Here is a 12,255-nt window from a genome sequence, read left to right on the forward strand (position 1 = left end):
GTGCAAGGCGCTCGAGCGGCAGGTGGGTGATCTCGTCGACGCCGGAAGTCATCGCGACGCGAAAGTCCGCGGCGCTCGCGACGTGAGCCGAAACGGTGAGGCCGGCCCCGTGTGCGCGTCTCACGATGGTCGGAAGCAGCGCCGGGTCGAGTCCGAAGCCACCACGTCGGGTGGGATCGTGCGAGCGAGCCGCGTGGGCCTCGGAGTGCTCGAGGTAGACCTTGATGAAGTCGGGCCGGCCGGCCACTACGCGCGGCCACTTGAGTTCGAGTTGCTTGCGATCGTCGATCGTGAAGTAGGCATCGTCGATCCAACGCGGCGAGGCCGTCGCCGTGGCGCCATCGTAAATCTGGGCCGGGTGTCCGTTGCCGGCGGTGAGTCCGCCGTTCGCGTACACCACGTCGACGGTGCGCGCCTGATTCACTCGCTTGCGCATGGCCGAGACGAGCGAGGTCGGGTTGTTCGGGTTCTTGACGAACAGCACCCCGGCGCGCAGATCGCGCTCGAGGTCGGCCGCGAAGCCCGCGGTGTCGCTGAACAGGTGGCTATGGGCATCGGCAAAAGCCGGAACGACGAAGCGGCCGGAGAGATCGAGCGTCTCCTCGACGGCACCCGACCAGTGATTCCTCAGCGCGCCCTCGACGCTGTAGAAGTCGCGTCGGACGAAGGCGTGTCCGTCGAACCACTCGCCGTTCGCGAGCCGCAGGGTGTGGACCGTGTCGCCGTGGCCGGCGACCGGGCATGCTGCGATGGCGGACTCCAGGACGACCAGCAGGATGATCCAGATGCGCATCGAGTCGACTCCTCTTCTGGTTCGTATCCAGACGCGTGTCTATTTCGAGCGCAGCGTCTTCACGCCGCGGTCGCGCGGCGATTCAGTGAGAATGAGAATGCGAGTGCGAGTGCCGGTGCAGAGCAGGCGCTTGCGAGTGACGACTCGCCGGCGACACGCCTGGCAGCAGGAGCAGCGCGAGTGCGGCGATCAGGAGCCAGTGGCCGGTCGCCAGACGCGCGCGCCGTGACTCCGGCGATTGCATGAGCCGACGCAGCCGCGACTCCAGCGCATGTACGCCGAGCCCGGCTGGTCCGAGCACCGACTGCCGCTCCGGCAGCGTGAGTCGTGCGGCGCGTAGCAGCATGTCGCAATAGTTCGCCGCAGCGTCGCACTCGCCATGCAAAGCCAGATCGTCGCTCGCGTCGTCCTGCGCGGCACGCAGCCGCGCGACCACCAGCCAGAACACGGGATGCCACCACCACACGATCGCAAGCCACCCGGCGAGCCCCAGCCAGCGCGTGTCGCCGCGCCGCACGTGAGCGAGTTCGTGCCGCAATAGGAGCTGCATCGAGCGGTCGTCGAGCCTCGCGGTCCACCCGGCCGGCATGACCAGCACCGGACTCCGCATTCCCCACACGTAGGGAGAGGTCGCGGTGCGACTGACGACGACGCGTGGCGGACGCATGGCGAGGCGCGTCGCTGCCGCTCGCACGCGTGCGGCCAGCTCGTCCGTCTCGGGCTCCAGACCCTCGCCGACGCTCTCGCGCGCGAGGCGGCGCCGACCCGACCACGTTCGCGCCGCGACCCACAGCGCGCCGACGCACCACACCACTCCCACGAGCCATTCGAAGCTGGCGGTCAGTCGTGGAGCGGCGCCACTCCACGCGACGGGACGCAGGAGCACGGGAACCGGTAACGCGAATCCCGGGAGCGCCGCGATCGCGAACATCAGCAAAGCGAGCGACAACAGCGCCGCCCGAAACGCCGCCGAAGTGCGCCGGAAGAGCGCGAGCGCCACCAACAGAGCGGTCGAGGCGATCCCCGCCCGCACGCCTCCTTCGATCAAGCCTTCGATCACGCGCTGCCCTTTCGCGCGCGCGGCGTGCGGCGCGCCTTGAGTTCGGCGAGCACGCTCTCGAGGTGTTCGATTTCCCGCGCCGAGGTCGGCCGGCGGGCGAGCAGTGACGCGACGAAATTCATCGAGTCACCCTCGAACACACGGCGGACGAACGAGTCGACGAGGTGTTCGAGCGCGCCTTCGGCGCGCTCGGTCGCCCGATAGACGAAGGCCTTGCCGATCGGTCCACGACGACGCGCGACCAGGCGCTTGGTTTCGAGGCGTCCCAGGAGTGTGAGCACCGAGCCGTGCGCCATCGGCCGGCGCTCTGCGAGAGCCCGGCCGATCTCGCTGGCCGTCGCTTCCCCAGCGCGCCGCAGTTGAACCAGCACATCGAGCTCGGCTTCGGGTACGCGCGGAAGGCGCACGGGCGCTGCATCGCGTGAGGGACTGGACATGGACGCCACGATATAGACAGATGTCGAGATCGACCAGGCCTGCCCGACCAGCGCGGTAAATTCGTTCGCGGGCGAGCCGGCGCTCAGGCGCGCGGCGGAATTGGCGCCGCGACGAAGCGGCCCCACGCCACGAACGCCGCGAGTGCGAACAGCCCCGTGTTGAACGGCAACACCGCGGTTTCGCCGCGCGAAATGTGGAACGCGGCCGCGAACAGCATGATGACGCCCAGCCCCGTCGCCGCCACCGGTGTGAGTCGCGGCGCGATGCGAGTGAACGCGGGGAGCAGCAGCCCGAGCGCTCCGGCCAGCTCGGCGATGCCGATGAATCGAATCAGCGCATCCGGGACCGACGGAGTCCAGCGAATCGCCTTGTGAAGCAGCTCGATCGACTGCATCGACTTGATTGTGCCCGAGATTGCGAACAACGCCGCGAGCAGCACCTGCGCGCTCCACAATCCGATCGAGAGCGCGCGTGACGTCGGCTGGCGTCGCGCGGCGGGCGGGTTGGGCTTCATGGTTTGCCTCCGGGGTCGGCCGGGTCCCACCACTTGGAGAGATTGCCCTCCGCACGGCGCGGCTGGTCCTGATAGTGCGAGACGTCGTTGAACAGCATGAGCCGCGCCCGCACCGCGTCTTTGAAGTCCACGATGTTGAGGCACGCGGGTGCCTGGTCGAGGCGATCGCGGTAGCCGCGCGCGTCGAAACCCAGCAGACTCGAGAGGATCAGGCGAAGTGTGGCCTTGTGAGCGACCACCAGCACGTTCTCGCCCGCATGCGCGAGCACGATCTCGCGGATCACCGGCAGTGCGCGGGCCAGCACGCTCAGGCCCGACTCACCGCCACTCGGTGCGAACGTGAACGGGTCGGCCTCCCACGCCGCGTACTCGTCGCAGAAACGCGATTCGACCTCGGCCCGCGTCAGACCCTCCCAGTGCCCGTGGTCGATCTCGCGCAGGCCGTCGCGCAGCTCGGGCACGAGCCGATGCGGCTCGCACAGGAGTTTCGCGGTCTCGACCGCGCGACTCAGCGAGCTGCTGTAAGCGATCGTGATGCGGTCGTCGGCCAGTCGGCGGGCCAGCTGACGCACCTGCTGGCGCCCCTCTTCCGACAGCTCCACCCCGGCCGAGCCCGAAAAGCGATCCTCGGCCGTGCGCGAAGTGGCGCCATGGCGAACCAGGTAGAGACGCGTCGCGGATTTCATGCGGCGCATCATACTCGCTCGTCTAGGCGGCGCGAGCGAAGGGGCGCTGCGGGGAACCCCTGGGCCCGACATACCTGGCATCGGTGAACGCGAGCATCGGCAGGAACACGAACGGCAGCAGTGCGAGCCCCACCGCCCAGCCGGCACTCTTGCCGAACTTCCTGGCCAGATCGAGGCACACGATGCACGCCGGGATCAGGTTGAGAAGCGGCACGCACAGCCACAGCACCCACCACCACGGCCGCTCGAGAATCCGCATGAAGACGACCGCACCGTAGATCGGGATCAGCGCCTTCCATCCGGCCTGCCCCGCCTTCTCGAATACGATCCAGTTCGAGGTGATCATCAGGGCGCACAGCCCCAGCATGGTCGAGAAGAATCCCATTCCCATACCAAGTCCGGTTCCGGTGTCCATGTTCGACCTCCTGACGTGGCAGGGTCATCGGCACTGCGGAGGTCCGGCGTGAGCCGAGTCTGAACGGTTGCGCTACGCTGCGACCCTCAGCGCCCTCTTGGACCCAGGAGCCCGACATGATGCCTGCCGTGCTGGATCTGGCACTCGCTGTACTGCTCGCGACCACCACCCCGGCGGCGGCCCCTGCGGCGGCCGAGCTGACCTCGCTGCTCACCCAATTCCTCGCCGGTGCTTCGCGCAACGACGCAGCGATTCACGAGCGCTTCTGGGCTGACGACCTCATCTACACCGGCTCGTCCGGCCGCCGAATCGGCAAGACCGACATCATGAAAGACGTCAGCGCCACGCCGCCTTCCCCACCCGATGAGCCGGTGTCGGTCTACTCGGCCGAAGAGGTCCGCGTTCAGCAGTATGGCGACGCGGCGATGGTGGCGTTTCGACTGATCGCCACTCAGACCCACGGCGACAGCACCGAGGTGGCGCGCTACCTGAACACCGGTTTCTTCATGAAGCGCAAAGGTGAATGGCGCGCGGTCGGATGGCAGGCCACTCGGATGCCGTAGCCGCCATGCACCATGCCTGGTCGCTCTTCACCCGCGCGCTGCGCGCATTCGTAGCCGACAACGGCATGCAGCTGGCGGCCGGGATCGCGTTCTACGTGCTGCTCTCGCTGGTGCCGCTCGCCACCTTCAACGTCGCGTGGAAGATCCGCACGCACCGGAGCGTTGTTCGGCGCCGAACTGGCCGCATGCGCTAGTCTGCGCGACGTTGCAGACGCCGCCACTCCGCGTCGAAGTCCGAGGGAAACGCCATGAACTTGAATCGCGCCACATCGATCAGCTACTTCTTGCTCCGCGCCGTTACGGGCTGGATGTATTTTCAGGCGGGGGCAACCAAGTTGGCCGGCTGGTTCGGCGGCATGCCCGGTTCGGGCGGCGTCCCCGCTCCGCTCATGACGCAGGTCGGAATTGGCGGGGCGCTCGAATTCTTCGGCGGCATCGCGATCATGCTCGGACTCTTCACGCGCCCGGTCGCGTTCATCCTGTGCGGCGAGATGGCGGTCGCTTACTGGCAATTCCACGCCCCCAACGGCGCCTGGCCGGTGCAGAACGGCGGCGTGGCGGCGGCGCTCTTCTGCTTCGTGTTTCTCTACATGGCTGCGCGCGGCGCCGGCGAGTGGAGCCTGGACTCGTTGATCGCCCGTCGCGGTTCGAAGAAGTCCTGAAAGGAGTTCGCGATGAGCGGCGTGCGGGTACTGGTCGGAACCAAGAAGGGCGCCTTCGTCCTCACCTCGGATGCGAAGCGCGACCGGTGGAAAGTCGAGGGACCGCATTTCGCGGGCTGGGAGATCTACCACGTCAAGGGTTCGCCGCTGGATCCGAACCGCCTCTACGCTTCGCAATGCAGTGGCTGGTTCGGTCAGGTCATTCAGCGCTCGAACGACGGCGGCAAGACCTGGGAGCCGGTCGGCAATGCGTTCCCGTACGACGGCACCCCGGGAACGCACCTGTGGTACGACGGCACGCAGCATCCGTGGGAGTTCAAGCGCGTCTGGCATCTCGAACCCTCGCTCACCGACGCGGACACCGTGTATGCCGGCATCGAGGACGCGGCGCTGTTCCGTTCGACCGATGCCGGGAAGAGCTGGCAGGAACTCCCCGGGTTGCGCGCGCAGAAGGGCGCGCTGTGGCAGCCGGGCGCGGGCGGCATGGGGCTGCACACGATCGTGCTCGATCCTGCCAATCCCTCGCGCATGTACATCGCGATCTCGGCGGCCGGCGTGTTTCGCACCGATGACGCCGGGCAGAGCTGGCGCCCGATCAACCGCGGACTCAAGTCGCTGTACGAACTTCCGGATCCGAATGCCGACGTCGGCCATTGCGTTCATCGGATCGCGATGCATCCGACGCGCCCGGACGTGCTGTTCATGCAGAAGCACTGGGACGTGATGCGCAGCAACGACGGCGGCGAGTCGTGGGTGGAAGTGAGCGGCAACCTGCCCAGCGACTTCGGATTCCCGATCGATGTTCACGCGCATGAACCCGAGACCATCTACGTCGTGCCGATCAAGAGCGACTCCGAGCACTATCCGCCCGAGGGCAAGCTGCGCGTGTATCGCAGCCGCACCGGCGGCAACGAGTGGGAGGCGCTCACGAACGGGCTGCCGCAGAGCGACTGCTACGTGAACGTGCTGCGCGAAGCGATGGCGGTCGACCACCTGGATGACTGCGGCGTGTACTTCGGCACCACCGGCGGGCAGGTCTACGCCTCGCCGAACGGCGGTGACACCTGGGCTCCGATCGTTCGCGATCTGCCGGCGGTGCTGTCGGTGGAGGTGCAGACCCTGCAATGATCCGCATCGTGCTTCCGGCCCACTTGCGAACCCTGGCGCGTGTCGACGGTGAGGTGAGGCTCGAGCTCGCCGGTCCGGTGACCCAGCGCGCGGTGCTCGACGCGCTCGAGCTCCGCTTTCCGGTGCTGCGCGGAACCATCCGTGACCACGGCACGCTGCAGCGCCGCGCGTTCGTGCGGTTCTTCGCCTGCCAGGAGGACCTGTCGCTCGAATCGCCCGATGCTCCCCTCCCTGAGGCGGTTACGAGCGGAGCCGAGCCCTTTCTGGTGATCGGGGCCATGGCGGGCGGCTGAGTTTCACGCCGCGCTCCCAGCGAATCCCGCCCCGGCGTGTGACGGCAGCCAGCGCGCCGCGTTCCCGGTAGTGAAGCTCACCCCACTGCCCGGAGGATTCCATGCGCCTGTCATCCTCGTCGCGCTTCGCCAGACCGTCGGTACCGTCATGGAAATGGATGCGGGTGCCGAGGGCCGCGCTGACATTGCTCGGTGTGTCCCTCCTGCTGCCGGTCCTCGCGGCCGCCGGCTCCCCCGACGCCGCGCGCCTCGACGCGTTCCTGAACGGATTCTCGTCACGGACGACGCCGGCGCCCGACGGCCGCAGCGTTGTGCTCTCGCAGCCGAACACGCCCCAGGTCACGGCGTTCGCCCACACCCTGGTGTCCGGCTGGCCGCGCGAGTCGAACGTTGCGCTGCGACGGTTCGGGCTGCGCGTGTGCACCGCCGGCGACGTGAACGGCGACGGCTGGAGTGACGTGCTCACCTACGGCGGCAAGGATGTCCTGCCGGCCGACGGTCAGCTCGCGCTCTACCTCGGCACCGGATCCGGCACCTCGACGACTCCGATCTGGGTGCGAACCGGCATTCCGATCAATCTGGAAATCGCGCCAGCCGGCGACGTGAACAACGACGGGCTCGCCGACATCGTGATCGGTCAGCCGACCGCACTCAGCGGTTCGATCCAGATCATGTATGGCCGTGGCTGGGGCCTCGATACCGTGAACATCACGGTGGTGGCGCGTTCGATCAACGGCTTCGGCGGTGCGGTGGCACCCGCCGGCGACGTCAATGGTGACGGCTTCGACGACGTGATCGTCGGGGCGCCGAGCGGCGTGAGGCCCGGAAGTGCATGCGCGGTGGTCGCCGGCTACGCCGAGGTGCTGTTCGGCTCGGGCACCGGGCTCGACGGCAGCAATCGCTGGTGGGTGAACGGCTGCGATCTCAACTACCCGGCCGCCTCGCAACTCGGCGCAGCGGTCGCCAGCGCCGGTGACGTGAACGCCGACGGCTTCGGCGATGTCGCGGTCGGCATCCCCGGCTACCAGCAGGGTCACGTGGTGATCTGGTACGGCTCGGGCACGGCCGACGGACTGCCGCAGCCGCCGAGCAGCACCTTCTCGTTCCTGGTCGGCGACGAATCGGGTGCGCGCTTCGGCGCCGCACTCGCCCCCGCCGGCGACGTGAACGCCGACGGCTATGCCGACCTGCTGGTCGGCGCGCCGAACCACGACTCGGGTGGCGATCCCGATCGCGGGGCAGCCTATCTCTACCCGGGTACATCGACGACGCTCTCGACGACTGCGTTCTGGGCGGCCGGCGGACCCTCGCCGATCGGCGGCAACAATGCTCACTTCGGCGCCGCGGTCGCTTCGGCCGGCGACGTGAACGGCGATGGACTCGGCGACGTCATCATCGGCGCCCCGAACTACTCGAACGGCCAGTCGAACGAGGGCGCGTGGGTGGTCTACACCAGTCTCGGCTTCACCATGGCGTCCGACCTCGGTGCGGTCGAAAGCGGCGAGGTCGGCGCGCAGCTCGGAACCTCGGTGTGCACTGCCGGAGACTCGGACGGCGACGGGTTCGGCGACTGGATCGTTTCAGCCCCGTACCACAGCAACGGTCAGGCCGAAGAGGGCCAGGTGTTCGTGTGGCGCGGAGGGGCCGACTTGCTCGCAGCGGCACCGTGGTTCACCTACTCGACGTTTCAGAGTGGCGCGAGCTATGGCTGGTCGGTGGCGTCGGCGGGCGACGTGAACGGGGACGGCTACGACGACATCATCGTTGGCGCGCCGTTCTTCACCAACACGCTCAACGCCGAGGGCGGGGCGTTCGTTGTGCGTGGCGGCCCCACCGGACCGCTCGGAGTGGTCGACTGGCAGGCTTACGGCGGTCAGGCCTCGGCGCAGCTCGGCGTGTGTGTGAGCAAAGCGGGCGACGTCAACGGCGACGGCTACGACGACATCATCGCGGGCGCGGATCAGTACGACGGAACCGGAACCGCGTGGGTGTACTACGGGTCGTCCAGCGGGCTGACCGGATCGCCGCATCCTCGCACGCAACTGTTCGGGAGCGGTGACCCGGGTGCGCACTTTGGCAATCGCGTCGCGGCCGCGGGCGATGTGAACGGCGACGGCTTCGCCGATGTGATCGTGGGCGCGGTGCTCGAGAATCACGGCGAGAACGACGAAGGTCGTGCCTACGTGTTCCTGGGCAGCGCGGCTGGAATCCAGACCACGCCGCAGCTGACTCTGGAAGGCAATCAGGAGTCGGGTCAGTTCGGAGGTTCGGTGGCCTCGGCCGGCGACGTGAACGGCGACGGCTACAGCGACATCGTGATCGGCGCTCCGCAATTCGACAGTCCGATCGGGCCGTTCTTCCTCGTGGATTCGGGCCAGGCGTGGGTGTTTCCAGGCACCGCGTCGGGAGTCTCGTCGACTCCGCTGCGCGTCTACCTGGGCGACGATGACTTCGGGAGTCTGGGAAGCGCCGTCTCATCTGCCGGCGACGTGAATCGAGATGGCCTGAGCGACGTGGTGATCGGCGCCTACGGGCGCAACAACTGTGGTGCGGTGTTCGTGTTCCCCGGCGTGCCGGGCTCGATCTCGGCCACGCCCTACTTCACTTTCCAGTCGAGCGAAGTGGGTTCGGCGTTCGGTTCCGCGGTTTCGACCGCCGGCGACATGAACGGCGACGGCTACAGCGACATCGTGGTCGGCGCGGTGTTCGCCGACAATCTCGGCCCCCAGGATCAGGGGACCGCCTCGGTGTTCCTGGGTGGACCGCTCACGATGTCGGGGCCGGTCACGCGCTCGGGCGGCGAGTCGTTCGCCAACTTCGGTGGTTCGGTCGCCGGCGGAATGGACATGAACGGCGATGGCTTCGGAGACCTCCTGATCGGTGCGCCGGGCGACGACGTATTCGGCTTCAACGACGGCACCGCCACTGGATTCCTCGGCAGTACCACCGCAATCACCCGGCGGATCGTACTGCTCAACGGCGGCGTGACGGAGGTTCTTCCGTCACAGGGCATGAACGACAACACCAACCGCGTTTATCTGTACCACCGGCTTCGCAGCGCCGGCGGACGGCTGCGCGTGCGCATGGAGTGGCGCTTGAATCCGACCGCGACGCTGGCCGCGAACGCTTCGGTGCTGAGCGGACTCACGACCGAGAACCTGCTCGGCACGCCGATTCCGGGTGAAGGCGCCGTCAGCGCCGCGCTGGTGCCGGTGAACGGCCTGCAGCGCGCGACCTGCTACGGCTGGCGCTCGCGAGTGCGTTCGCGTTCGCCCTACTGGCCTACCGAGCCGTGGCAGTCACCGCAGGCGAATGGCTGGTTCGAGACCGACTTCCGCAACTCGTCGATGACGGTGGGCGTCGAGCCGGTCGCAATGGTGACGCAGATCGAGCTGGCCGCGCCGTCGCCTAATCCAACTCGCGAAACGTCTCGCATCGCGTTCGCGCTCCCCACCGCGGGCCGGGTGCGGCTCGCGGTCTACGACGTTCAGGGTCGCGAGGTCGCGCAGCTCGCCGACGGCCTGCTCGCGGCGGGACGTCACGAGATGACGTGGAACGGACGCGATCGCGACGGGCGTGCGACCCGAGCCGGCGTTTACTTCTACCGGCTCGAGACCGGCGGAAGGATCATGACGCAGCGTGCGGTGCGACTCGACTGACGCGATCGCGCACCGCTCAGGCACCTCAAGATCGGGCCGGCATCGCCGCCGGCCCGATCTTCGCGAGCAGTGCGCGGAACCGCGGCGCGTTTCGCAGCACGTCGAACGCGGGCTCGCGCCCCAGCAACGGCATCCACCTCACACGCTCTTCGTAGGCGCGCTCGAGCAAGTCGAGCGCCCGGTCGGGTTCGTTGAGGTGCGCGTGCGCCATCGCGAGTCCCATCGGCCATACGAAGTCGGTGCGATCCGGACGCTCGAGCTCGGCGAGCAGCGCTCGCGCCTGGCCGTGCGATGCCGGCGCTCCTGAGCCCCGCTCTCGCCGCCTCGCTCAGCGCGCGCGCGATTCCGAAGTCGGTCACCAGCGCGTGGCCGTCGTGGTGGAGGATGTTCCCGGGCTTGATGTCGCGAGGCGCGATGCCGCGCTGGCGTGGTTGTTGCGAAGTACCTCGAGCGGCGGACCGAGTCGACCGCGAACATCGGTCCAAATCAAGCAATTCTCGGCGGAAAGGGGAAAATCCCAATGCCTCTGCTCGCACAAATCTGCATTCTGATTGTAACTGTTGCTCTGGTCGCGGTCGCGGTGGTCTCGATCCGTCTGATGCTTCAGACCAAGGCGTTGATCGAGAACGCCAATGTCTCGCTCGGGAAGCTGCCCGCGCTGCTCGAAGACGTTCAGCGAACGTCAGACCGGGCGGATGAACTGCTCCACGCCTTCTCCCGAATCACTCGCTCGGCCGAATCCGGGGTGTCGGCGGTCGAGCAGCTCACGAATCGCGCCACGGGCCTGGCCAGCAGTCTGCTCGACGAGGTCGAACGCCCGATCGCGCAGACGGTCGGAATCATGCGCGGCATTCGCGCCGGCGCTCAGTTTCTGATGCAGCGATGGCAGACGCGTGGCCGCAACGGCTCAAACACCATTCAAGGAGACGAGTATGTCGGAGAACAAAGGTGGCTCGATGATGGTGGGGTTCCTGCTCGGCGCAGCAGTGGGCGCCGGTTTGGCTCTGATGCTCGCGCCGATGGCCGGTGAGGAGACGCGTCGCCATCTCGGCGAAGCGGCCCGCAAGCTGAAGGACGGGGCCAAAGATCGGGTGGACGACATCAAGCACATGGTCAAGGACCGTGCCGAGGAAGTCGGCGGCGCGATCGACGCCGGCAAGGACGCGTTCCGAGGAGCGGTCCGAGAGCACGTCTGATTCGACTCGCACCCGGCAACGCGTATCTTGCCGGGTGCGAAGCGGTCCCACCCTGGTCCGGAAGACGATCTCGTGATCCCCTGGGTTCGACTCGGTGAAGCGATCGTGCCGGGGCAGGCCGACCCCATGATCCTCGAGCGCCGCGGTGACGAGTACGTCATCCGTGTCGGTTCGCGCGCACTCATGGGCAGTCGCGCACATGGATCCGAAGCCGCACTCGCCGAATGGACATGCGTACGAATCGCGGATCACCCGGACCCGCGGGTGCTGATCGGTGGCCTGGGAATGGGCTTCACGCTCGCGGCCGCACTTCGTCACCTACCTGCCACGGCCCGAGTCGTGGTCGCCGAACTGGTGCCCGCGGTCGTCGACTGGAATCGCGGTGCCCTGGCGCATCTGGCGGATCGGCCGCTCGACGATCCGCGAGTCGAGGTGTTCGTGGGCGACGTCGCCGAGCCCATGCGCTCCGGACGATCCGGACTGGATGCGATTCTGCTGGATGTGGACAATGGTCCGACTGGTCTCACCCGAAGCGCGAACGATGCGCTCTATTCATTGACGGGGCTGCGTGTTGCGTTCGACGCGCTCAAGTCGGGAGGAGTCCTCGGCGTGTGGTCGGTGCAGGGTGATCCCGGCTTCACGCAGCGCCTCGAGGCGGCGGGCTTCCAAGTCGAGGAGCGATCGGTGCGCGCCCGTGTCACGCGGGGCGGCCGACACACGAGCTGGCTTGCGACACGGACCAGATTTCGCTGACCCGAGGCCCCGAAGCGGCCGAAACCCCGGGTGAACTCCGTGCATTCGCGTCGGCCCTTTGGCCGCGGATGTCGCGCCCCTCGGCGCCCCCCGGC

Annotated in this window: 16 protein-coding genes; 9 read left to right on the forward strand and 7 right to left on the reverse strand. The window is 67.7% G+C overall.

The genetic code is table 11. The features are described from left to right. The 6 genes from HOP12_02060 to HOP12_02085 all read right to left on the reverse strand — a co-directional run. On the reverse strand, nucleotides 1–793 hold a 793-nt coding region (locus HOP12_02060), incomplete at its 3' end, for a hypothetical protein (protein NOT32935.1). 82 nt (nucleotides 794–875) lie between these two features. Continuing rightward, nucleotides 876–1,853 (reverse strand): M56 family metallopeptidase, encoded by a 978-nt coding sequence (locus tag HOP12_02065; GenBank protein ID NOT32936.1) that lies wholly within the window; start codon nucleotides 1,851–1,853, stop codon nucleotides 876–878. Further along, entirely contained in the window at nucleotides 1,850–2,260 is a 411-nt protein-coding gene (locus tag HOP12_02070) for a hypothetical protein (GenBank protein ID NOT32937.1), read from the reverse strand. The genes HOP12_02065 and HOP12_02070 overlap by 4 nt, the downstream gene beginning before the upstream one ends. 113 nt (nucleotides 2,261–2,373) lie before the next feature. Further along, nucleotides 2,374–2,805 (reverse strand): DoxX family protein, encoded by a 432-nt coding sequence (locus HOP12_02075; protein NOT32938.1) that lies wholly within the window; start codon nucleotides 2,803–2,805, stop codon nucleotides 2,374–2,376. Then, nucleotides 2,802–3,500, reverse strand: coding sequence for a histidine phosphatase family protein (locus HOP12_02080; protein ID NOT32939.1), 699 nt, complete (start codon nucleotides 3,498–3,500; stop codon nucleotides 2,802–2,804). Before HOP12_02080 ends, HOP12_02075 begins: the two co-directional genes overlap by 4 nt. A gap of 13 nt (nucleotides 3,501–3,513) precedes the next feature. Further along, nucleotides 3,514–3,906 (reverse strand): signal peptidase I, encoded by a 393-nt coding sequence (locus HOP12_02085; GenBank protein ID NOT32940.1) that lies wholly within the window; start codon nucleotides 3,904–3,906, stop codon nucleotides 3,514–3,516. Nucleotides 3,907–4,025: 119 nt separating this feature from the next. Between HOP12_02085 and HOP12_02090 the strand changes: the two genes are divergently transcribed. From HOP12_02090 to HOP12_02115, 6 genes are all read left to right on the forward strand, one after another. Next, nucleotides 4,026–4,469, forward strand: coding sequence for a nuclear transport factor 2 family protein (locus tag HOP12_02090; protein ID NOT32941.1), 444 nt, complete (start codon nucleotides 4,026–4,028; stop codon nucleotides 4,467–4,469). Between the two features lie 5 nt (nucleotides 4,470–4,474). Further along, a complete protein-coding gene (locus HOP12_02095; GenBank protein NOT32942.1) occupies nucleotides 4,475–4,663 on the forward strand; it encodes a hypothetical protein in 189 nt (62 codons plus the stop codon). 54 nt (nucleotides 4,664–4,717) lie between these two features. Beyond that, nucleotides 4,718–5,131 carry a DoxX family protein gene (locus tag HOP12_02100; GenBank protein ID NOT32943.1) on the forward strand — a complete coding sequence of 138 codons (414 nt, stop codon included), beginning with the start codon at nucleotides 4,718–4,720 and terminating at the stop codon, nucleotides 5,129–5,131. Between the two features lie 12 nt (nucleotides 5,132–5,143). Beyond that, nucleotides 5,144–6,259: an exo-alpha-sialidase gene (locus HOP12_02105; GenBank protein ID NOT32944.1), complete on the forward strand. Its 1,116-nt coding sequence runs from the start codon at nucleotides 5,144–5,146 to the stop codon at nucleotides 6,257–6,259. Beyond that, nucleotides 6,256–6,552, forward strand: coding sequence for a MoaD/ThiS family protein (locus tag HOP12_02110; protein NOT32945.1), 297 nt, complete (start codon nucleotides 6,256–6,258; stop codon nucleotides 6,550–6,552). Before HOP12_02105 ends, HOP12_02110 begins: the two co-directional genes overlap by 4 nt. A gap of 101 nt (nucleotides 6,553–6,653) precedes the next feature. Next, entirely contained in the window at nucleotides 6,654–10,211 is a 3,558-nt protein-coding gene (locus tag HOP12_02115; protein ID NOT32946.1) for a T9SS type A sorting domain-containing protein, read from the forward strand. A 25-nt stretch (nucleotides 10,212–10,236) separates the two neighbouring features. Here the strand turns inward: HOP12_02115 and HOP12_02120 are convergent, their stop codons facing one another. Continuing rightward, nucleotides 10,237–10,422: a hypothetical protein gene (locus HOP12_02120; protein NOT32947.1), complete on the reverse strand. Its 186-nt coding sequence runs from the start codon at nucleotides 10,420–10,422 to the stop codon at nucleotides 10,237–10,239. A 216-nt stretch (nucleotides 10,423–10,638) separates the two neighbouring features. On the opposite strand from HOP12_02120, the gene HOP12_02125 reads away from it, so the two are divergent. The 3 genes from HOP12_02125 to HOP12_02135 all read left to right on the forward strand — a co-directional run bounded on the left by HOP12_02125 (nucleotide 10,639) and on the right by HOP12_02135 (nucleotide 12,160). Next, on the forward strand, nucleotides 10,639–11,241 hold the full coding sequence (locus HOP12_02125; GenBank protein NOT32948.1) for a hypothetical protein: 603 nt from the start codon (nucleotides 10,639–10,641) through the stop codon (nucleotides 11,239–11,241). Continuing rightward, the gene (locus HOP12_02130; protein NOT32949.1) at nucleotides 11,210–11,407 is read left to right on the forward strand and encodes a YtxH domain-containing protein; all 198 of its coding nucleotides are present in this window, start codon (nucleotides 11,210–11,212) and stop codon (nucleotides 11,405–11,407) included. The genes HOP12_02125 and HOP12_02130 overlap by 32 nt, the downstream gene beginning before the upstream one ends. Before the next feature lie 72 nt (nucleotides 11,408–11,479). After that, nucleotides 11,480–12,160 carry a hypothetical protein gene (locus tag HOP12_02135; protein ID NOT32950.1) on the forward strand — a complete coding sequence of 227 codons (681 nt, stop codon included), beginning with the start codon at nucleotides 11,480–11,482 and terminating at the stop codon, nucleotides 12,158–12,160. Nucleotides 12,161–12,255 lie beyond the last annotated feature (95 nt).

This window comes from Candidatus Eisenbacteria bacterium (assembly GCA_013140805.1).
In the GTDB taxonomy this organism is placed as follows: domain Bacteria; phylum Eisenbacteria; class RBG-16-71-46; order RBG-16-71-46; family RBG-16-71-46; genus JABFRW01.

Bases quoted from the DNA above. Each gene is read 5' to 3' on its own strand.
- HOP12_02075 (NOT32938.1), bottom strand. From the start codon at position 2,805: ATGAAGCCCAACCCGCCCGCCGCGCGACGCCAGCCGACGTCACGCGCG.
- HOP12_02080 (NOT32939.1), bottom strand. From the start codon at position 3,500: ATGCGCCGCATGAAATCCGCGACGCGTCTCTACCTGGTTCGCCATGGC.
- HOP12_02085 (NOT32940.1), bottom strand. From the start codon at position 3,906: ATGGACACCGGAACCGGACTTGGTATGGGAATGGGATTCTTCTCGACC.
- HOP12_02090 (NOT32941.1), top strand. From the start codon at position 4,026: ATGCCTGCCGTGCTGGATCTGGCACTCGCTGTACTGCTCGCGACCACC.
- HOP12_02095 (NOT32942.1), top strand. From the start codon at position 4,475: ATGCACCATGCCTGGTCGCTCTTCACCCGCGCGCTGCGCGCATTCGTA.
- HOP12_02100 (NOT32943.1), top strand. From the start codon at position 4,718: ATGAACTTGAATCGCGCCACATCGATCAGCTACTTCTTGCTCCGCGCC.
- HOP12_02105 (NOT32944.1), top strand. From the start codon at position 5,144: ATGAGCGGCGTGCGGGTACTGGTCGGAACCAAGAAGGGCGCCTTCGTC.
- HOP12_02110 (NOT32945.1), top strand. From the start codon at position 6,256: ATGATCCGCATCGTGCTTCCGGCCCACTTGCGAACCCTGGCGCGTGTC.
- HOP12_02115 (NOT32946.1), top strand. From the start codon at position 6,654: ATGCGCCTGTCATCCTCGTCGCGCTTCGCCAGACCGTCGGTACCGTCA.
- HOP12_02120 (NOT32947.1), bottom strand. From the start codon at position 10,422: ATGGCGCACGCGCACCTCAACGAACCCGACCGGGCGCTCGACTTGCTC.